This window comes from Allobosea sp. NPDC055332, from assembly GCF_053645455.1.
On sequence record NZ_JBSHMO010000003.1, the window covers coordinates 804,080 to 823,754 of the forward strand.

The 19,675-nt window shown below is 66.9% G+C and carries 18 protein-coding genes; 15 read left to right on the forward strand and 3 right to left on the reverse strand.

Features of this window, described 5'->3' with window-relative positions; genetic code table 11:
* The first annotated feature begins 33 nt into the window (after positions 1–33).
* The 3 genes from ACWIGM_RS20095 to ACWIGM_RS20105 are packed head-to-tail and all read left to right on the forward strand — an operon-like array spanning position 34 to position 2,914.
* Entirely contained in the window at positions 34–1,074 is a 1,041-nt protein-coding gene (locus ACWIGM_RS20095) for a TRAP transporter substrate-binding protein (RefSeq protein ID WP_454027715.1), read from the forward strand.
* Positions 1,071–1,616: a TRAP transporter small permease gene (locus tag ACWIGM_RS20100; RefSeq protein ID WP_454027716.1), complete on the forward strand. Its 546-nt coding sequence runs from the start codon at positions 1,071–1,073 to the stop codon at positions 1,614–1,616. Before ACWIGM_RS20095 ends, ACWIGM_RS20100 begins: the two co-directional genes overlap by 4 nt.
* Positions 1,613–2,914, forward strand: a complete 1,302-nt coding sequence (locus ACWIGM_RS20105; RefSeq protein WP_454027717.1) for a TRAP transporter large permease — start codon at positions 1,613–1,615, stop codon at positions 2,912–2,914. The genes ACWIGM_RS20100 and ACWIGM_RS20105 overlap by 4 nt, the downstream gene beginning before the upstream one ends.
* Positions 2,915–2,929: 15 nt before the next feature.
* Here ACWIGM_RS20105 and ACWIGM_RS20110 read toward each other — a convergent pair whose 3' ends face one another.
* Complete coding sequence (locus ACWIGM_RS20110) at positions 2,930–3,379, reverse strand: Lrp/AsnC family transcriptional regulator (protein ID WP_454027718.1); 450 nt, start codon at positions 3,377–3,379, stop codon at positions 2,930–2,932.
* A gap of 60 nt (positions 3,380–3,439) precedes the next feature.
* On the opposite strand from ACWIGM_RS20110, the gene ehuR reads away from it, so the two are divergent.
* The 11 genes from ehuR to ACWIGM_RS20165 all read left to right on the forward strand — a co-directional run bounded on the left by ehuR (position 3,440) and on the right by ACWIGM_RS20165 (position 15,512).
* A complete protein-coding gene (ehuR, locus tag ACWIGM_RS20115; protein WP_454027719.1) occupies positions 3,440–4,894 on the forward strand; it encodes a MocR-like ectoine utilization transcription factor EhuR in 1,455 nt (484 codons plus the stop codon).
* A 130-nt stretch (positions 4,895–5,024) separates the two neighbouring features.
* Positions 5,025–6,050: a hydroxyectoine utilization dehydratase EutB gene (eutB, locus tag ACWIGM_RS20120; protein WP_454027720.1), complete on the forward strand. Its 1,026-nt coding sequence runs from the start codon at positions 5,025–5,027 to the stop codon at positions 6,048–6,050.
* The gene (eutC, locus tag ACWIGM_RS20125) at positions 6,047–7,060 is read left to right on the forward strand and encodes an ectoine utilization protein EutC (protein ID WP_454027721.1); all 1,014 of its coding nucleotides are present in this window, start codon (positions 6,047–6,049) and stop codon (positions 7,058–7,060) included. Before eutB ends, eutC begins: the two co-directional genes overlap by 4 nt.
* Entirely contained in the window at positions 7,057–8,235 is a 1,179-nt protein-coding gene (gene doeA, locus ACWIGM_RS20130; protein WP_454027722.1) for an ectoine hydrolase DoeA, read from the forward strand. The genes eutC and doeA overlap by 4 nt, the downstream gene beginning before the upstream one ends.
* A gap of 4 nt (positions 8,236–8,239) precedes the next feature.
* Complete coding sequence (gene doeB, locus ACWIGM_RS20135) at positions 8,240–9,253, forward strand: N(2)-acetyl-L-2,4-diaminobutanoate deacetylase DoeB (protein ID WP_454027723.1); 1,014 nt, start codon at positions 8,240–8,242, stop codon at positions 9,251–9,253.
* A 105-nt stretch (positions 9,254–9,358) separates the two neighbouring features.
* Entirely contained in the window at positions 9,359–10,210 is an 852-nt protein-coding gene (gene ehuB / locus ACWIGM_RS20140; RefSeq protein ID WP_454027724.1) for an ectoine/hydroxyectoine ABC transporter substrate-binding protein EhuB, read from the forward strand.
* Between the two features lie 81 nt (positions 10,211–10,291).
* On the forward strand, positions 10,292–10,957 hold the full coding sequence (ehuC, locus tag ACWIGM_RS20145; protein WP_454027725.1) for an ectoine/hydroxyectoine ABC transporter permease subunit EhuC: 666 nt from the start codon (positions 10,292–10,294) through the stop codon (positions 10,955–10,957).
* A gap of 10 nt (positions 10,958–10,967) precedes the next feature.
* On the forward strand, positions 10,968–11,660 hold the full coding sequence (gene ehuD, locus ACWIGM_RS20150; protein WP_454027726.1) for an ectoine/hydroxyectoine ABC transporter permease subunit EhuD: 693 nt from the start codon (positions 10,968–10,970) through the stop codon (positions 11,658–11,660).
* On the forward strand, positions 11,657–12,436 hold the full coding sequence (ehuA, locus tag ACWIGM_RS20155) for an ectoine/hydroxyectoine ABC transporter ATP-binding protein EhuA (RefSeq protein WP_454027727.1): 780 nt from the start codon (positions 11,657–11,659) through the stop codon (positions 12,434–12,436). Before ehuD ends, ehuA begins: the two co-directional genes overlap by 4 nt.
* A gap of 135 nt (positions 12,437–12,571) precedes the next feature.
* Positions 12,572–14,080: an NAD-dependent succinate-semialdehyde dehydrogenase gene (locus tag ACWIGM_RS20160; protein WP_454028030.1), complete on the forward strand. Its 1,509-nt coding sequence runs from the start codon at positions 12,572–12,574 to the stop codon at positions 14,078–14,080.
* A 31-nt stretch (positions 14,081–14,111) separates the two neighbouring features.
* A complete protein-coding gene (locus ACWIGM_RS20165) occupies positions 14,112–15,512 on the forward strand; it encodes an aspartate aminotransferase family protein (RefSeq protein ID WP_454027728.1) in 1,401 nt (466 codons plus the stop codon).
* A 29-nt stretch (positions 15,513–15,541) separates the two neighbouring features.
* On the opposite strand, the gene ACWIGM_RS20170 is transcribed toward ACWIGM_RS20165, so the two are convergent.
* Complete coding sequence (locus tag ACWIGM_RS20170; protein WP_454027729.1) at positions 15,542–16,504, reverse strand: CobW family GTP-binding protein; 963 nt, start codon at positions 16,502–16,504, stop codon at positions 15,542–15,544.
* Between the two features lie 4 nt (positions 16,505–16,508).
* Positions 16,509–18,002, reverse strand: coding sequence for an amidohydrolase family protein (locus tag ACWIGM_RS20175; protein WP_454027730.1), 1,494 nt, complete (start codon positions 18,000–18,002; stop codon positions 16,509–16,511).
* Between the two features lie 363 nt (positions 18,003–18,365).
* Here ACWIGM_RS20175 and ACWIGM_RS20180 point away from each other — a divergent pair, with 363 nt between their 5' ends.
* Complete coding sequence (locus ACWIGM_RS20180; protein WP_454027731.1) at positions 18,366–19,616, forward strand: ABC transporter substrate-binding protein; 1,251 nt, start codon at positions 18,366–18,368, stop codon at positions 19,614–19,616.
* Positions 19,617–19,675 lie beyond the last annotated feature (59 nt).

The following is a 19,675-nucleotide window of genomic DNA, read 5'->3' on the forward strand; positions in this document are numbered from 1 at the left end:
ACAAAAACAAGACCACAGAACGGGGAGGATACGATGAAACAGGGAGTGATTGGCGCCTTGCTCGGCGCGGCACTGGCGGTCTCGCTGGCGAGTGCCGGAGCCATCGCGCAGACGGTCGAGCTCAAGGTCTCGCACTACCTGCCGCCGAACCACCAGATGCACAAGCAGCTCGAAGCCTGGGGCGCGGAACTGGCGCAGCGCTCGAATGGCCGGCTCAAGCTCGCCATCTTTCCGGCAGCGCAGATGGGGCCGATGCCGCGGCAATACGACCTCGCCCGCACCGGCGTCGCCGACATCGCCTTCTTCCTGCACGGCGCCCTGCCCGGCCGCTTCCCGCTGACCGAGATCTCGCATTTGCCTTATGCCTTCAATCGCGGCGAAGGGGCGAGCGCCAAGGCGCTGAGCACGGCCGAGGCGTCGGGTATCCTGACCGAGCTCTCCGGCAAGCTCGCCGCCGAGCATGAAGGCACCAGGCTGCTCTATTTCATTGCGACGCCGACACTGAGCCTGTTCTTCAATCGCCCAGCGGTGAAGAGCCCGGCGGGCCTGCGCGGGCTGCGGATGCGCCATAACGGGCCGATCGCCTCGGCGATGCTGGAGGCCTGGGGCGCGACGCCGGCTGCCGTACCACCGGCCGAGCTCGCGGACTCGCTGTCCAAAGGCACGATCGCCGGCATGTTCTTCAATTACGAAGCGGCGAAGTCCTTCCAGATGGCCGAGAGCGTCAAATCGGTGACACAACTCGACGCCGCCGCCGGCACCTTCGCGCTGGTGATGAACGCCGAGAAGTACAAGTCGCTGCCCGACGACCTGCGCAAGCTGATCGACGACACCACCGGCCCGGCGGCGGCCCGCAAGGTCGGCGCGATCTACGACCAGGCCGAGGCGGAAGGCCGCGCCTATCTGCGCGCCGCCAATGCCGAGATCCCCGAGCTCAACGGTGCCGAGCGGGCCGCTTTCGAGGAACTGGCCAAGCCGATCACGGCGAGCTTCATCGCCAGGGTCGAGGCCAAGGGCATCAAGGCCAGGCAGTTCTATGACGAGCTGCGCGCCGCTGTCGGTTCCGCCCAATGACCCCCGGCAAGCTCCGCCGGCTCGACCCGGTGCGCGCCCTGACCATTGCCGGAGCGCTGGCGCTCGCCGTCATGATGCTCTGGACGATGGTCGATATCGGCGCCCGGCTCGCCTTCAACAAGCCGCTGCATGGCACGCTCGACCTCGTCGAGGTCACGCTGGTGCTCGTCGCCTTCCTGGCGCTGCCGGAATGCTTCCGCCGCGACGAGCAGATCAAGGTCGACCTGTTCGACACCATGGTTCGTCCGCGGACGTTGGCGCTGATGCAGCTCGCCGGCGAGGTCGCGACGCTTGCCTTCCTCGTCTTGCTGGCCGCGACCCTGATCCAGCCGCTCACTGATGCCTATCGCTTCGGCGACCAGAAACCCGATCTGCCAGTGCCGATCTTCCTGCTGCTGCTCGCAATCGAGCTGGCACTGGTGGTTTCCGTTTTTGTGGTCCTCGGTCGCGTGATCGGGCAGGTCCGCGCCTTCCCACGCGCTGCCGACGCTGCCGTCTCTCCGCCTCCGGCGCTGCATGGCAACAACGGAGCCGCCTCATGAGCGCGACCTCCATCGGCCTGATCGGCATGGCGACGCTCGTCGGCATGATCCTGGCGCGGATTCCGGTCGGCGTTGCGCTCGGCCTCACCGGCTTCGTCGGCTATGCCGCGATCGACGGCTTCGCCAAGGCGCGCCTCGTCTTCGGCGCGGTGCCGCTCGAGCTCTCCTCCGCCTATGCGCTCTCGGTGCTGCCGCTGTTCACGCTGATGGGCGCGCTGGCGACGATGGCCGGCCTATCGGGCGATCTGTTCCGGGCGAGCAACGCGGTCTTCGCCGGCATGCGCGGCTCGCTCGCCATGGCGGCGGTCGGCGCCTCCGCCGCCTTCGGCGCCGTCTGCGGCTCGTCGCTGGCGACGGCGGCGACGATGAGCCGGATCTCGATCCCGCAAATGCTCAAGGCCGGCTATTCGCCGGCGCTGGCGGCCGGCGTGGTCGCGGCCGGCGGCACGCTCGGCATCCTGATCCCGCCCTCGCTGATCCTGATGATCTACGGCATCATCGCCCAGCTCTCGATCATCAAGCTCTTCGCCGCCGCGCTCATCCCTGGCCTCGTCCTGACCGGGCTTTATCTCATCACGGTGTGGGTCTGGGTGCGCCTGCGGCCGGAAGCGGCGCCGAAGCTGCCGAGCGAGAGCAAAGCTCAGGCGTTCCGGCTCGTGCTCACCATCTGGGATGTGGCGGCGCTCTTCCTCGTCACCTTCGGCGGCATCTATCTCGGCTGGTTCAGCCCGACCGAGGCTGCCGCCGTCGGCGCCTTTGGCGCGTTGCTGCTCGGGCTGCTGCGCCGGGGCTTCGCCCGCGGCGACGTCACGACCGCCTTCACCGAGACGACGCGGATCACCGCCAATCTCGTGTTGATCGTGCTGGGATCAACGATCTTCTCCTATTTCGTCGTTCAGACCGGCATGGCGCAATCCGTGGTGAAGGGGATCACAGCGCTCGGCCTGTCGCCGCTTGCGGTGATGCTGCTGCTGATCGCCTTCTACGTCTTCCTCGGCTGCTTCCTCGAAGGCATCGGCATGGTGCTGGTCACGGTGCCGGTGCTGCTGCCGCTGGTGCTGTCGACTGGCTACGATCCGATCTGGTTCGGCGTGCTGCTCGTCATCGTCGTCGAGATCGGGCTGATCCATCCGCCCGTGGGGATGAATCTGTTCGTGATCCGGACGCAGGCGCCCGAGATCAGCCTCGGCGCGATGTATCGCGGCGTCGTGCCCTTCCTGATCGCCCCCTTCGTGCTGATCGCCATGCTGCTGGTCTGGCCTGATCTGGCACTCTGGCTGCCACGTTCGTTCAACTAGCCTGACCGCGATCTGCTACGCCGACGCGATCGGGATGCTCTTTGTCACGACATAGGTGTAGTAGCGCTCGATCCCGATCGCGGGATCGAGCAGCCGGTCGATCAGGCGCTGATAGCTGTCGATATCCGGTGTGACCACCCGCATGATGTAGTCGATGCCACCGCCGGTGGCATCGCAGGCGACGATGGCAGGCTCCCTGGCCACCGCCTCCTCGAAGCGCCGGAAATCCGCCTGCTGGTGGCTCTTCAGGCTGATCTCGACGATCACCGTGGTCCGCGGCGCGTCGGGCTCCAGATCGACGATTGCGGTGTAGCCCCTGATCACACCGGCCTCTTCCATCCGGCGCAGCCGCTCCCAGCAGGCAGCCGGCGACAGCGCCACCGTCTCGGCGAGCTTGAGCTTCGTCATGCGGCCGTCGCGCTGCAGGGCAGCGACGATCTTGAGGTCGATGGGATCGAGCTTCATCTTCGGGGGCCGCGCGTGCATAATGTCATGAATGCTGCCTCCTAAGAACGAGACAATCCTATGCTTCGTCAAGCCGAACGGCCTTCCGGCAACAGGCTTTCTCCGATTGTCGAGAAGGCCGTCGAATGGCACCCGGTCCTGACCAAGCAGAAGGGCGCGACCAAGCACGCCGCGCTGACCGAGCGCATCATCGCCGATATCGACGCCGGCATCCTGAAGCCTATGGACCGGATGCCGACCCATCGCGACCTCGCCCGTGAGCTCGGCATCTCGGTCCAGACCGTCAGCCTCAGCTACAAGGAAGCCGAGCGCCTCGGCTATCTCAGCGGCGAGGTCGGGCGCGGAACCTTCGTGAAGAGCCGCGTCACCGAGCAGGCTGGGCGCCTGATGCTCGACCGCAGCCCGACCGAAGTCGTCGATCTCTCGATCGTGCGCGGCGTCTATCTCGAGGCGCATGAGGCAGCCTCGCGCCAGGCGCTGGCGGCGTTGGCCGAGGGTGACACCAGCGCCTTCATGCGGCCATGCCGGCCGATCGCGGGCCTCGACCGCCATCGCGAGGCGGCGCGCCTCTGGCTCGGGCCACTCGGCGTCGAGACCTCCGCCGAGCGCATCCTGATCACCAACGGCGCCGCCCATGCGCTCTTCCTGGCGCTTGCTTGCGTCGTGCGCCCCGGCGACCTCGTGCTGACCGAGAACCTGACCGATCACGGCGTCATCGGCCTCGCCAACGTCCTCGGTTTCAGCCTCAAGGGCCTGCCGACCGATGAGGAAGGCATTCGCCCCGAGGCGTTCGAGGCTGCCTGCCGCGCCGGCGGCGTGCGGGCGCTCGTCCTCATCCCGACGCTCAACAATCCGACCAGCCACGTCGCCGGCCCCGAGCGCCGCCGCGCCATTGCCGAGATCGCGCAGCGGCATGGCGTCTTCGTCGTCGAGGACGAGGTCTACAAGCCGCTCATCCCCGAACCGCTGCCGTCGATCACCGCGATGCTGCCCGATCTCGGCTTCTTCCTCACCAGCTTCACCAAGACGGTGCTGACCGGCCTGCGCGTCGGCTATCTCGTCGTGCCGCCGCAATATTCGATCCGCGCCGCCTCGATCCTGCGTGTGACGAGCTGGAGCGGCACCTATCTGCCGGCCGAGATCGCGACGCGCTGGGTCGAGGACGGCACGGCGCAGCAGCTGCTCACCGTCCAGCGCGAGGAGGCGGAGGCGCGCCAGCGCATCGTCGCGCAGACGCTCGGGAGCCATGTCGCCTCGAGCCATCCGCTCTCGCTCTGCGCCTGGCTCAAGGTGCCCGCGCATTGGACCGAAGACAGCCTGGTGCGCTCGCTCGCCGACCGGCGCATCGCAGTGACGCCGTCCGATCCCTTCGTCGCCGGCCCCAGTCATGGGGGCGGCATCCGCATCTGCTTGGGTGGGCGGATGAGCCATGAGCTGCTGGCCCTGGCGCTGACGACGATAGGCCAGACTTTCGAGCAACTTCCGCCGGTTTTTGACATCGGCGCGATCGGCTGAGAGCGGCGGCGAACGGGCCCACTTTGCCGTGTCATTGCCGCTTTTGGCCCATGCCCGACATAATTGAACCATGACAATATAATAATTGACATGAAATTTTCTCCCTCGCAGCATGACAAGCGAGAGGGGAATGCCGGTGATCAAACCGCATCTTGCCACTGCCGAAGCAGACCGACCGGCCGCGCCGCCGGCCGTCAATTTGCCCGGCATCCAAGCTGCCGCAGCGCGCATCGCCGGTCGGGTAATGCATACGCCGCTCGTCACCTCCCCTTCCCTGAGCCGCCTCTGCGGCCAGCCTGTCCATCTCAAGCTCGAAACCCGCCAGCCGATCGGCGCCTTCAAGCTGCGCGGCGCAATGAATGCGGTGCTGGCACTGACCGAGGACCAGCGCCGGCGCGGGCTGGTGACCGCCTCGACCGGCAATCATGGCCGCGCCGTCGCCTACACCGCCCGGGAGCTCGGCCTTGCCGCCACCATCTGCATGTCGGCGCTGGTACCTTCAAACAAGGTCGAGGCTATCCGCGCGCTCGGCGCTGAGGTCCGCATCGTCGGCCGCTCGCAGGACGATGCGCAGGTCGAGGTCGAGCGGCTGGTCGCCGAGCACGGGCTCACCCCGATCCCGCCTTTCGACCATCCCGACGTCGTCGCTGGCCAGGGCACGATCGGTCTCGAACTGATCGAGGATCTGCCCGAGCTCACCTGCGTGCTGATCCCGCTCTCGGGCGGCGGACTGGCGGCCGGCATTGCCGTGGCGGTCAAGGCATTGCGCCCCTCCGCCAGGATCATCAGCATCTCGATGGAACGCGGCGCCGCCATGGCGGCGGCGATCGCAGCTGGCCAGCCGGTCGAGGTGATCGAAGACGAAACGCTGGCGGATTCGCTCGGCGGCGGCATCGGCCTCGCCAACCGCGTCACCTTCGCACTGTGCCGCGACCTCATCGACGAGGTCGTGCTGCTCAGCGAGGCCGAGATCGCAGCCGGCATCCGCCATGCCGCGCTTGTCGAGAACGAGATCGTCGAAGGCGCCGGCGCGGTCGGCATCGCTGCCCTGCTCGCCGGCAAGGTCAAGCCTCACGGCCCGACGGCGCTGATCGTCTCCGGCCGCAATATCGACGAGGCCGTGCACCGGCGTATCGTCTCCGGAGCTGCCGCATGAGCCGGATGCTCGTCCTCACCGAAACGGAATTGCGCCGCATCGTCGGACTCGATCTGAGCGCCGTCGCCTGTGTCGAACAAGCGTTCGCGGCTCTCGCGACCAAGCCGGTCGCCATGCCGCCGATCCTGCGGCTCGACATTCCCGAATACCGCGGCGAGGTCGATGTGAAGACGGCCTATGTGCCGGGTCTCGACGGCTTCGCGATCAAGGTCAGCCCCGGCTTCTTCGATAACCCCAAGCTGGGCCTGCCCAGCCTCAACGGGCTGATGATCCTGTTCAGCGCCCGCACCGGGCTGGTCGAGGCGCTGCTCCTCGACAATGGCTATCTCACCGATGTCAGGACGGCCGCCGCCGGAGCCGTCGCGGCGCGTCATCTGTCCCGGCCGGATGCCGCGGTCGCCGCGATCTTCGGCGCCGGCATGCAGGCGAGGCTCCAGCTCGAAGCCTTGGCGCTGGTGCGGCCGATCCGGGAGGCGCGGATCTGGGCCCGCGATGCGCGGAAGGCCAGCGAGGCCGCGAGCGAGCTCTCCCGCAAGCTCGGCTTTGCCGTCGCCGCCACCGCCGATCCTCGCGCCGCGGTGCAAGGCGCCGATGTCATCGTCACAACGACGCCGGCCGAGCGGCCGATTCTGATGGCGGACTGGCTTGAGCCCGGCCAGCACGTGACCGCGATGGGCTCCGACAGCGAGCACAAGAACGAGATCGACCCGACCGCCCTCGCCCGCGCCACCTATGTCGCCGATCGCCTCAGCCAGACGCGGCGGCTCGGCGAGCTCGCCCATGCGATCCGCGCCGGTATCGCCACCGCAGATCAGGCCTTCGCCGAACTCGGTGAGGTCATCGCGGGCAAGCGCCCCGGGCGCACGCGCGCCGACGAGATCACCCTGGCGGACCTGACCGGCACCGGGGTGCAGGACACCGCGATCGCCAATCTCGCCGCCGCCCGCGCCCGCAATGCCGGCGCCGGGCAGACCATCGACACCAAAGCCGAAGCGGGAGACGCCGCGTGACCGTGACCCTGAACTTCACCCGTGAGGAATATGCCGAACGCCTCGCCAAGACCCGCGCCGCCATGGAGCGGGCCGGCGTCGAGCTGATGGTCGTTACCGACCCCTCGAACATGCATTGGCTCACCGGCTATGACGGCTGGTCGTTCTATGTCCATCAATGCGTACTGGTGCCGCCGACCGGCGAGCCGATCTGGTATGGCCGCAAGCAGGACGCAAACGGAGCGAAACGCACCGCCTGGCTCGGCCATGACAACATCATCGGCTATCCCGACCATTATGTTCAGTCGACCGAGCGCCATCCGATGGATCTGCTGGCGCAGATCATCGCCGAGCGTGGCTGGGGCACGCTCTCGATCGCGGTCGAGATGGACAACTACTACTTCTCGGCGGCCGCCTTCACCTCACTGCAAAAGCATCTGCCGAACGCACGCTTCAAGGATGCCGGCGGGCTGGCGAACTGGCAGCGCGCGGTCAAGAGCAAGACCGAGCTCGACTATATGCGCAAGGCCGGCCGCATCGTCGAATTGATGCACCAGCGCATCGTCGAGGTGGTCGAACCCGGCATGCGCAAATGCGATCTCGTCGCCGAAATCTACGATGCCGGCATCCGCGGCACGGCCGAATTCGGCGGCGACTATCCGGCGATCGTGCCGCTGCTGCCCTCGGGCGCCGATGCCTCCGCCCCGCATCTGACCTGGGACGACAGGCCGATGCGCTCGGGCGAAGGCACCTTCTTCGAGATCGCCGGCGCCTACCGGCGCTATCATTGCCCGCTCTCTCGCACCGTCTTCCTGGGCAAGCCGACGCAGGCGTTCCTCGATGCCGAGAAGGCGACGCTCGAAGGCATGGAGGCCGGGCTCGCCGCGGCAAAGCCCGGCAACACCTGCGAAGACATCGCCAACGCCTTCTTCGCCGTGCTGAAGCGCTACGGCATCATCAAGGACAACCGCACCGGCTATCCCATCGGCCTGTCCTATCCACCCGATTGGGGCGAGCGCACCATGAGCCTGCGCCCCGGTGACCGGACCGAGCTCAAGCCCGGCATGACCTTCCATTTCATGACCGGCCTCTGGCTTGAGGATATGGGCCTCGAGATCACTGAAAGCATTGCGATAACCGAGACCGGCGTCGAATGCCTGTCGAATGTGCCGCGCCAGCTCTTCGTCAAGGCCTGAGGCGATGCTGACCGCTTCGCCCCGCCCTTCGCCGGTGACGCCAACGCTCGACCTCTCGGCGCAGGGCGTCCAGCACGGTCATTTGCGCCTGCCCTATAGCCGCGACGACAGCGCCTGGGGCTCGGTGATGATCCCGATCTGCGTGATCGCGAACGGCGACGGGCCGACCGCGCTGCTGACCGGCGCGAACCATGGCGACGAATATGAAGGGCCGGCGGCCCTGTTCGAATTGGCGCGCACGCTCGATCCGGCCCGTGTCTCGGGCCGGGTGATCATCGTTCCGGCACTGAACTATCCGGCGTTCCGGGCGGGCACGCGCACTTCGCCGATCGACAAGGGCAATCTCAACCGCAGCTTTCCCGGCCGGCCGGACGGTAGCGTCACTGAAAAGATCGCCGACTACGTCACGCGCCATCTCGTGCCGCTCGCCGACATCGTCCTCGACTTCCATTCCGGCGGAAAGACGCTCGACTTCCTGCCCTATGCCGCCGCGCACGAGCTGCCGGACAAGGCGCAGGAGGGGCGCTGCTTTGCGGCGGTCGCCGCCTTCTCCGCGCCCTACTCGATGAAGATGCTGGAGATCGACGCCGTCGGCATGCTCGACACCACCGTCGAGGCGATGGGCAAGGTCTTCGTCACGACCGAGCTCGGCGGCGCCGGGACCGCTAGCGCGCGCAGCATCGGTATCGCCCGGCGCGGCGCCAGCAATCTGCTGAGGCATGCCGGCATCCTCGCCGGAGCCCCCGAGACGGCGTCGACAAGCTGGCTCGACATGCCCTCGGCCGATTGCTTCACCTTCGCTCAGGACGATGGCCTCATCGTCTTCGAGCACGACCTCGGCGAGCCCGTGCGTGCCGGCGAGGTCATCGCCCGGGTCTATCCCGTCGGGAAGACCGGACTCGCTCCGGCCGAATACCAAGCCGCGATGGATGGTGTGCTCGCCGCCCGCCACGTCCCCGGGCTGATCAAGGCGGGCGACTGCCTCTCGGTGCTCGCCGTGCTGACGGAGGCGCCCTGACCCATCCGGCCGGGCGACCGGTCCAAGCCAACCGCCGGCGCGAAGACGCCAGAGAAGCCGAAGCAATCGGCATGCGGAGAAACATCAACCAGAGGAGAATTGCAGATGCCGTTTCTGAAGATCGCGGGGATCTCCGCCATTGCTCTCGCCGCCGGCCTCGCCGCCGCTGGCGCCACCAGCCTCAAGGACGTCAAGGACCAGGGCTATATCCGCGTCGCGACCGCCAATGAGGTGCCCTATTCCTACATGAAGGATGACGGCACCTCGGCCGGCATCGGCCCCGATGTCGCCAATGCCGTATTGAAGAAGCTCGGCGTCGCCGAGGCCAACTGGTCGGTCACGCCGTTCGGCACGCTGATCCCCGGCCTCAAGGCCAAGCGCTTCGATTTCGTCGCCGCCGAGCAGAACATCTCGCCGGAGCGCTGCAAGCAGGTCTCCTTCACCGAACCGAACTCCTCCTATGGCGAGGGCCTGCTGGTGAAGAAGGGCAATCCGAAGAAGCTGGCGACCTATGCCGACATCGCCAAGGACCCGTCGCTCAAGGTCGCCGTCGTCTCCGGCGCCAATAATATCGACTTCCTGCGCGCCGTCGGCGTCAAGGACAGCCAGGTGATCTTCATCACTGCCAATGCCGACGCGCTCGCGACCGTCCAGAGCCGCGCCGACGCCTATGCCGCGACCGAGCTCACCGTCGCCTCGCTCGCCAAGGGCCAGGCCAATGTCGAACAGGTCGCGCCCTTCACCGACCCGGTGGTCAACGGCAAGCCGGTCCGCAATTTCGGCGGCTTCGCCTTCCGGCCGGAGGACAAGGAACTGCGCGACGCCTTCAACGCCGCGCTGGTCGAGTTCCGCAAGAGCGACGACTACAAGAAGATCCTCGGCACCTACGGCCTGTCGGACGCCAGCATCAAGGCGGCGGCGGATCGCAAGGTCGAGGATCTCTGCGCCGGCAAATAGGTTTCTGACAGAGATCGCTTCGCCCGCCCCCGCGGTGGGCGGAGCTCCACGCCTGTTCAACCTCGTCGCGGAGCCTGCCGGATGGAGTGGCTGTCCTATCTGCCCGCCTTGTCGCGCGGCGCCCTGATCACCGCCGGCATCACGCTATCGGCGATCGCGATCGGCGCTGTCGCGGCTTTTGCGGCCGGTATCGCCCGGGTCGAAGGCGGGCGCGTGCTGTCGCTGGTGGCGCTCTGCTACACCGAGCTATTCCGTGGGACGTCGCTGCTCGTCCAGCTGTTCTGGTTCTACTACGCCCTGCCGCTCGTCGGGATCAGCTTCGAGCCAGTCGCCACCGGCATCCTGGTGCTGTCACTGCATGTCGGCGCCTATGGCTCCGAGATCGTCCGCGGCGCGCTGCAATCGGTCTCCGTCCAGCAGCACGAGGCGGCGCGGGCACTGAATTTCGGCCGCGCCCAGACGCTTCTCCACATCACCCTGCCGCAGGCGCTGGTCGAGATGATGCCGGCCTTCGGCAATCTCGCCATCGAGACGCTGAAACTGTCCTCGCTGGTCTCGCTGATCTCGATCGCCGACCTGACCTTCCGGGCGCAGTCGATCCGTAACCTCACCCTCGACAGCGCCGGCGTCTACAGCCTGACGCTGGTCGGCTACTTCGCGATGTCGCTGGTGCTGATGCTGATCATGCGGCTGATCGAGCGGCTGGTCCGGCGCGGCGCTGCCTTCCCGCGCGCGGCGCATTCGTGAGGAGCCGCGCATGATGTACGGCTTCGAATGGGATACGACGACGCCGCTCACCTACGCGTCCTCGATCCTGCCGATCATCCTGATCGGCCTCACCGTGACGCTGCAAGCGGCTGCAGCGGGCTTCGCGATCGCGCTGGTGCTCGGCCTCGTCTTCGCACTGCTGCGGCGCAGCCGCTTCACGGCCGTGTCCTGGACGACGGCGATCGTCGTCGAGTTCCTGCGCGACACGCCGCTCCTGGTGCAGCTCTTCTTCCTCTACTACGTGCTGCCAGATTACGGCATCACACTGCCGGCCTTCCTGACCGGAGCGCTCGCGCTCGGGCTGCAATATTCGGCCTATACCTCCGAGGTCTATCGCGGTGGCATCGAGGCCGTGCCGCGCGGGCAATGGGAGGCGGCGACGGCGCTGAACCTCTCCCGGCTGCAGACCTATCGCGACATCGTCGTGCCGCAGATCGTGCCGCGCATCCTGCCGGCGATGGGCAATTACCTCGTCGCCATGATCAAGGAGACGCCGGTGCTCTCCGTCGTCACCGTGCTCGAGATGATGGGGCTCGCCAACATGATCGGCGAGCGCACCTTCGAATATCTCGTGCCGCTGACGCTGGTCGGCCTGATCTTCCTCCTCCTCACGCTGATCTGCTCGGCCGGCCTGCACCGGCTGCAGAAGGCGCTGCCGAAAGCAGGGATTCCGCTGCGATGACCGAGACCTCCCAGGCCCCCATCATCGAGTTCGCCGGCGTGACCAAGCGCTTCGGCGCGCTGACCGTGCTCGACGATTTCAACTTCAGCGTCGCCCGCGGCGAAAAGGTCACGCTGATCGGCCCGTCGGGGTCAGGCAAATCGACGGTGCTGCGCATCCTGATGACGCTGGAGCCGTTCCAGGAGGGACGGCTGACGCTCGCCAGCATGCCCTATCACGAACCGAATGCCGGCGGGCCGTTCAAGGCCTCGGATAGCCATCTGCGCCAGATCCGCAGCCATGTCGGCATGGTCTTCCAGAGCTTCAACCTGTTCCCGCACATGACGGTGCTGCGCAATGTCGTCGAGGCGCCGTTGCGGGTGCTCGGCCTGCCGCGCGGCGAGGCCGAATGCCGCGCCGTCGATCTCCTCGCCATGGTCGGGCTCGCCGACAAGAAGGACCACTACCCCGCCCAGCTCTCCGGCGGCCAGCAGCAGCGCGTCGCCATCGCCCGCGCCCTCGCCATGCGCCCGCGCGTGCTGCTCTTCGACGAGCCGACCTCGGCGCTCGATCCGCAGCTTGTCGGCGAGGTGCTCTCGGTCATCCGCGGCCTCGCCAGCGAGCACGATCTCACCATGCTGCTCGTCACCCATGAGATGCGCTTCGCCCGCGAAGTCTCCGACCGGGTCTGCTTCTTCGACAAGGGCCGCATCTGCGAGCAGGGCGAGCCGGAGCGCATCTTCAGCGCGCCGGAGCAGCCGCGCACCCGCGAATTCCTGGCCTCGGTGCTGGGCTGAAGGCGCGCCGAGAGTCTATCGGCGCCGCCCCGAAGTTCCGAGACTGTCTCGGTGCACAGCCGGCACTTCGAAGACAGTCTCGCCAGCCTTCCGCCTAGCCTCGTCGTCAATCGAGGGAGGATGGTCATGAACGCAATGATGGCTACGGCAAAACGGGAAGCGGCGATTGCCAAGCCGGCCGAGCATCCCGGCTTGTCTGGTCTCGCCGACCGCCGCCTGCTGCGGCAGCTTGCCTATATCGGCGGGCGCTGGACCGCCGCGCCCGATGGCGAGACCTTCCCGGTGACCGATCCTGCCACCGGCGCCCTCGTCGCACAGGTCGCAGCGCTTGGCGCCACCGAAGCGACGCAGGCGATCGACGCGGCTCACGCCGCCTTCCCGAAATGGAAAGCGCTGCTGCCGCAGGAGCGCGCCGCGCTGTTGCGACGTTGGCACGCGGAGATGCTGGCGGCGGCCGAGGACCTCACTTTGCTGATGACGCTGGAGCAGGGCAAGCCGCTGGCGGAATCGCGCGGCGAGATCGCCTATGCCGCCGACTTCATAGCCTATTACGCCGAGGAAGCGCTGCGGGTGAACGCCGAGGGCGTGACCAGCCATCTGCCGGGTGCGCAGATGTCGCTCTCGCGTGAGCCGGTCGGCGTCGCCGCCTTGCTGACGCCCTGGAATTTCCCCTCCGCCATGCTGACGCGCAAGGCCGCGGCCGCCCTCGCCGCCGGCTGCACCGTGGTCGCCCACCCGTCCTCGCATACGCCGCTCTCGGCGCTGGCGCTGGCCGAGCTCGCCGATCGCGCCGGACTGCCGGCAGGCGTCTTCAACATCGTCGCCGGCGATGCCGCGCCGATCGCCGAGACCTATTGTGCCGATACGAGGGTGCGCGCCGTCAGCTTCACCGGCTCGACCGAGATCGGCCGGATCGTCGCCCGCAATGCGGCTTCGACCGTCAAGCGCGTGGTCATGGAGCTCGGCGGCCATGCCCCGCTGATCGTCTTCGACGACGCCGATCTCGACCGTGCCGTGGCGATCGCCATCGATGCCAAATTCGCGACTTCCGGCCAGGACTGCCTCGCCGCGAACCGGATCTATGTGCAGCGCGGCCTCTATGAGCGCTTCTGCACTGCCTTCGCCGAGAAGACCGCGGCGCTGCGGGTCGGGGCCGGGCTGGAGGATGGCGTCGAGGTCGGCCCGCTGATGCATGCCTCCGCCAAACGCAAGGCCGAAGCCCAGATCGTCGACGCTTTGGCACGCGGCGCGAAACGGCTGACGCCGGAGCGCGCCATGCCTGGCCCGCTCTTCCTGGCGCCGACCGTGCTCGCCGATGTTCCTGACGAGGCGCTGATCATGCGCGAGGAGACCTTTGCGCCGGTTGCGGCCGTCGCCCCGTTCGACAGCGAGGACGAGGTCATCGCCCGCGCCAACGACACCGAATACGGCCTCGTCGCTTATGTCGTGACCCGCGATGGCCCCCGAGCCGCGCGCCTCGCCAAGGCGCTCGACTACGGCATGGTCGCAGTCAACCGCGTCAAGATCACCGGCGCCCCGATCCCGTTCGGCGGGATGAAGCAATCCGGTCTCGGCCGCGAGGGCTCGCGCCACGGCCTCGAGGCCTTCACCGACCTCAAATATCTCTGCCTCGACCTGAACTGAGGCTCCTCCCCTTTTCATCAGGATGATTGCTATGCTCGACCAACCCGCCCGCACCGACAATGAACTGGATGCCTGGGACCGCGACCACTTCTTCCATCCCTCGACGCATATGGGCCAGCATGCCCGCGGCGAGACGCCGAACCGCATCATCGCCGGTGGCGAGGGCGTCTACATCGTCGATCGCGACGGCAAGCGCAGCCTCGACGCCTTTGCCGGGCTCTATTGCGTCAATGTCGGCTATGGCCGGAAGTCCATCACCGACGCGATCGCCGAGCAGGCGGCGAAGCTGCCCTATTACCACGCCTATGTCGGCCATGGTTCGGAGCCGTCGATCAAGCTCGCCAAGATGGTGGTTGAGCGAGCGCCCAAGGGCATGAGCCGGGTCTTCTTCGGCCTGTCGGGCTCGGACGCCAACGAGACCAATCTCAAGCTGGTCTGGTACTACAACAATGTCCTGAAGCGGCCGGAGAAGAAGAAGATCATCTCGCGCTGGCGTGGCTATCACGGCTCGGGCGTGATGACCGGCAGCCTCACCGGTCTCGCCGCCTTCCACAACCTGTTCGACCTGCCGAAGGCGCCGGTCCTCCACACCGAGGCGCCCTATTACTACCGCCGCGCGGATCGCAGCATGAGCGAGGAGCAATTCGCGCAGCACTGCGCCGACAAGCTCGAAGAGCTGATCCAGGCCGAGGGACCGGAGACGATCGCCGCCTTCATCGGCGAGCCGGTGCTCGGCACCGGTGGCATCGTGCCGCCGCCCGCGGGCTATTGGGCGAAGATCCAAGCGGTGCTCAGGAAGTACGACATCCTGCTGATCGCCGACGAGGTCGTCACCGGCTTCGGCCGTCTCGGCAGCATGTTCGGCTCCGACCATTACGGTATCGAGCCCGACCTCATTACCATCGCCAAGGGCCTGACCTCAGCCTATGCGCCGCTCTCCGGCGTCATCGTCTCAGAGAAATTCTGGCGCGTGCTGGAGCAGGGCTCGGACGAGTTCGGCCCGATCGGCCATGGCTGGACCTATTCCTCGCATCCGCTCTGCGCAGCCGCCGGCGTCGCCAATCTCGAACTGGTCGACGAGCTCGATCTCGTGCGTAATGCTGGCGAGGTCGGCGCCTATTTCAATGCGTCGCTGCAGGACGCTGTCGGCGATCATCGCCACGTCGGCGAGGTCCGCGGCGAAGGCCTGCTGGCAGCGGTCGAATTCGTCCGCGACAGGGATGACCGCGTTTTCTTCGATCCCTCCGAAAAGGTCGGCCCACGCATCGCCGCCGCCCTGCTGGAGCAAGGCGTCATTGCTCGCGCCATGCCACAGGGCGATATCCTCGGCTTCGCGCCGCCGCTTTGCCTGACGAGACAGGAGGCCGATCAGATCGTCGACGCGACCCGGCGCGCCGTAAGCGCAGTGGCAGCAGACCTTTCCCGCCGATAGCTGATTGGCTCCGTGGCCGGCGGCGGACCTCAGCCTTGGAGCTCGGCCGGGCTCCCGGGGGATGCTTGTCCGCACTTTCGTCCCGCCCGGCTCATCGCCTCATCGATCTCCGATTGGGCGATCTTGTCGACCTCCGCGATGAAGACGATGCGCGTGCCGCCCTGCGCCGGATCGTCCCGGCCGAGCGGCGCCAGCGTGGCCTTTCCACCCGCGAGCTGGAAGAGATAGCAGACATCCGGCTTCTCGACCGTTTCGAGAATGCCTTTCGCGCGGACGAGCCGCGGCGCAAGTCGGCCGATCGCCTGCTGGAAGCCAGCGAGCGAAATCGGCTCCCCGGACGTCCAGTTGAAGCTCTCGAAACGGTCGACGCTCGGTCTCTTCGGGCGCGTCGTCCGCTCGCGGGCCGTCCCGACCTCGGGAAAGACGAGATCGAGCGGGATATCCCCTCCGGTCTCCTCGACGAGGGTGGCCCTGCGATTGATCTGCGACAGGGCGCCGCGGCGCGCATCGAGGGCTGGCTTGTCGACAAGATCGCCCTTGCTGATGGCGACGAGATCGGCGGCTCGCAGCTGGCTCAAGAGCAAGGGGTCGCCGAGGCCCGTCTCCGGCGATGCGGCGTCGACGACGCATAGCACGGTCTCCAGGGGGGCTTCGCGCCAGATCACCGGATCCATCAGGTTGCGGATGATATCCTCGGGATCGGCGACGCCGCTGGTCTCGATCACGATGGCCTCGGGCCGCGGGGTTCGCCGCAGCAGATTGGCGAGCGTCCGTAGCAGATCGCCTTCCAGCGAGCAGCAGATGCAGCCATTGGCGAGGCTGACGACCCCGTCCTCGGCGCCGGCGATCAGCTCCGCGTCGATGTTGATGGCGCCGAAATCGTTGACGACGGCCGCAATGCGGCGGCCGTCTGCCTGCTGCAGGATACGATTGACCAGCGTCGTCTTGCCGGCTCCGAGAAAGCCCGTGACCAGCAGGATCGGAACCGGCATGGCCCTAAGCCGCCGTGCCGAACGGGCGGCGTACCGGCCGGCCCGGCCTGGCTGCGACATTCATGAGCCCGTCGGCGATGACCGGCTCGCCGCTGACGATGAGATGCCGGACGCCTTCGGCCGGCTGGTTCATCGCCGAGAACTCCGCCCGGTCCGTGAGCTGGTCGAGATCGAAGACCACGACATCGGCGTCAGCTCCGGCCTTCAGCCGGCCCTTGTCGCGCATGGCGGGCGTGCTCTCGGCCAGGATCTCGGCAGGGATCAATGTGCACTTTGCGATCCCCTCCTGCAGACTGACCGCCTGCCGTTCGCGCACCCAATGGCGCAGGAAGCGCGTGAAGGTGCCCGATGACCGCGGATGCGAGGTCGCTTCATCCGGCAGCGGCCAGGCATCGCCGGTATAGGTCGACCCGTCCGGCATCGACCAGGGCATGGCGTCCGAGGCGATCGCGCCGCCGGGATACAGGACCGAGAGATCGAGCATATCGCGGTGGCGGGTATTGTTCTCGGTATCGAGTACATGCCAGAGGACGAGCTGCGACGGATCCTCCGATTGCGTCGACAGCAGGTCCTCGCGGTCCTGGATTCGGCGACCGCTCGTGACGAGCTGGATCTGCTGGTAGCGCGTGTCGTTGCGGCGCTCGAATTCCGGGTCGCTGAAGAATGCGGCCGCGATCACGGTCGAGCCCGTGCCATAGGGATAGGCCTCGACCGTGATCGGCAGGCCCTGCTCCTGCGCCTTCTTGATCAGCCGCGCGCAACGCTCGACATCGGTCTTGCTGGAGCTGTTGAAGTGGCAGATGTGCATGTGTGCGCCAGTCGCGCCGGCATAGCCGATGAGGCGGATATAGGCCTCCGCAGCGCTCTTCGGATCGGTATTCGCCATATAGGCGATATGGGTGAAGGTCGGCACGCCGCGCTCGGCGGCGAGCTGGCACAGCGCCGTCAGCTCCTGCACGCCCGCGCCGGGAGCGTAAGCGTTCAGGATGCCGATGCCGATGCCGCCCTCGTCTAGCCCGGCCGCGATGCGATCGAGGATGTTCTGCTGCTCGGCGGGTGAGGAAATGTTGTCCATCCAGCGCGGATCGCGCATGGCGCGCCCGAACGCTTCGAGGGACGATTCCTCATTGATCCCGATCATCGCGCCGATCCGGGCGAAAGCCCAGTTCGTGGCAGCGCCGTAGTTCAGGATGCGGCCCTGTTCCGCCTGACGGCGATACCAGGACGCGACCGGCAGCACCCCGGCCTCGAGGTCCAGCGTCGTGGTAACGCCGTCGAAAGCCTGCATCCGGTCGGCCGGAATCGATTGGCCATGGGCGTGAAGGTCGATGAAGCCGGGCGCGACGATCAGTCCCCGCGCGTCGATCACGCGCTCGGCATCGCCGAGGCCGGAGCCGATCGCGACGATCTTTCCGTCGGCGATGGCGACATCGGCGATGCCATCATGGCCGCTTTCCGGATCGACGACGCGGCCGCCCGTGATCAAGAGTCCACTCATCTGCCCTCGCCTCTCCTTCTCTGGATGGCTTGCTCTGCCGCAGCCATCGTCGGCCCGATGTTGGCCGATCCGGAATTGCCGAGGCAAGGGCGCCGCCCGGCGAACCGCTTTGATCGATCATGCGAGCCAAGCATGCGCCAGGCCTGCATGTTCTCTGGTGCGGCCGCCCGGCGGAATACGGAGTGATCGGCCGTGCCAACGGAACAAGACTCCCGGCGACAAAAAGCAGACCCTCGGCAATATCTACGACCTTGGCAGTAGACCGGCCTGTGCTAGCCTAGATTTAGAGCGGAATGAAAAATCCGCCATCGGCTTCGCCGTTGAAACCTTCGGCGCGGCCGTCCACGCAGGGAGGTGAATGCGATGCGGAAGGCATTAATGGCCGCCGTTGCGGCGTGCGCTTTGATTGCGGCCGGTGGAACCGGCCAGGCTCAGGAAAAACTCAAGATCGGCGTATTGGCGACGCTTTCGGGCGCGCTGACCTCAGGCGGCGAGGACGGCGTCCGCGGCGCCCAGATCGCTCTGAAGCAGCGGGGCGGCAAGATCGCCGGCCGCGAGGTCGAGTTCATCATCGCGGCGACCGACGCCAGCCCGGATTCGGCGCTCCGTGCCGCGCGCAAGCTCGTCGAGCAGGACAAGGTCCAGCTCATCCTCGGCCCGCTCTCGGGCTCCGAAGGCATCGCGATGCGCGACTATTCGAAGACGGTCCCCAACGTCACCGTCGTCGACGCATCTTCGGGCGCGCTCGAGACGACCTATGTAAACCCGTCGCCGAACTATTTCCGTTTCAACAGCAACGGCGCGATGTGGATGGCCGGCCTCGGCGACTACGTCTTCAAGGACAAGGGCTACAAGAAGCTCGCCGTGATCGGCGAGGACTACTCCTTCCCCTACACGCAGGTCTTCGGCTTCGCCCTCGGCTACTGCAAGGCCGGGGGCCAGATCGTGCAGCGCCAATGGGTGCCGCTCGGCACCAAGGATTTCGGCTCGGTCATCGCCAATATTCCCGATGACGTCGACGCAGTCTTCCTCGCGCTCGGCGGCGGCGATTCCGTGAACTTCCTCAACCAGTACGGCCAGACCGGCGGCAAGGCGAAGTTCGTCGGCGGCTCGATCATGGTCGACCAGACCGTGCTGTCCTCGCGCGGCGCTGCCAAGCGCCTGCTCGTCGGCACCCCCTCCTCGGGCGGCGTTGCGGATGCCTGGGACGATCCGAAATGGAAGGCCTGGGTCAAGGCCTATCAGGACGCCTTCCCGGCGGACAAGCGCTTCGCCAGCCCGTCGCTGTTCGCGACCAATTACTACAACGCGTTCACCGGCATGGCGATGGGTCTGGAGAAGGTCAATGCCGACCTCTCCGACGGCGGGGCCAAGCTCCGCGCCGAACTCGCCAAGGTCGAGCTCGATGCCCCCAATGGGCCGATCAAGCTCGATGACGACCGGCAGGCGATCGCGACGACCTTCATCACCGAGGTGGTCGAGGCGCCGAACGGCGAGCTCACCAACAAGTTCGTCCGCACCGTCCCGAATGTCTCGAAGACGATGGGACTGTCAGCGGACGCCTTCAAGGCGGTGGGGCTGCCATCCCGGACCAATCCGGAATGCAAGCCCTAGTCGCCCCAACCGACTGACTCCCTGGAAAGGGCGCGACAGGTATCGCTCCCTTTCCAGCC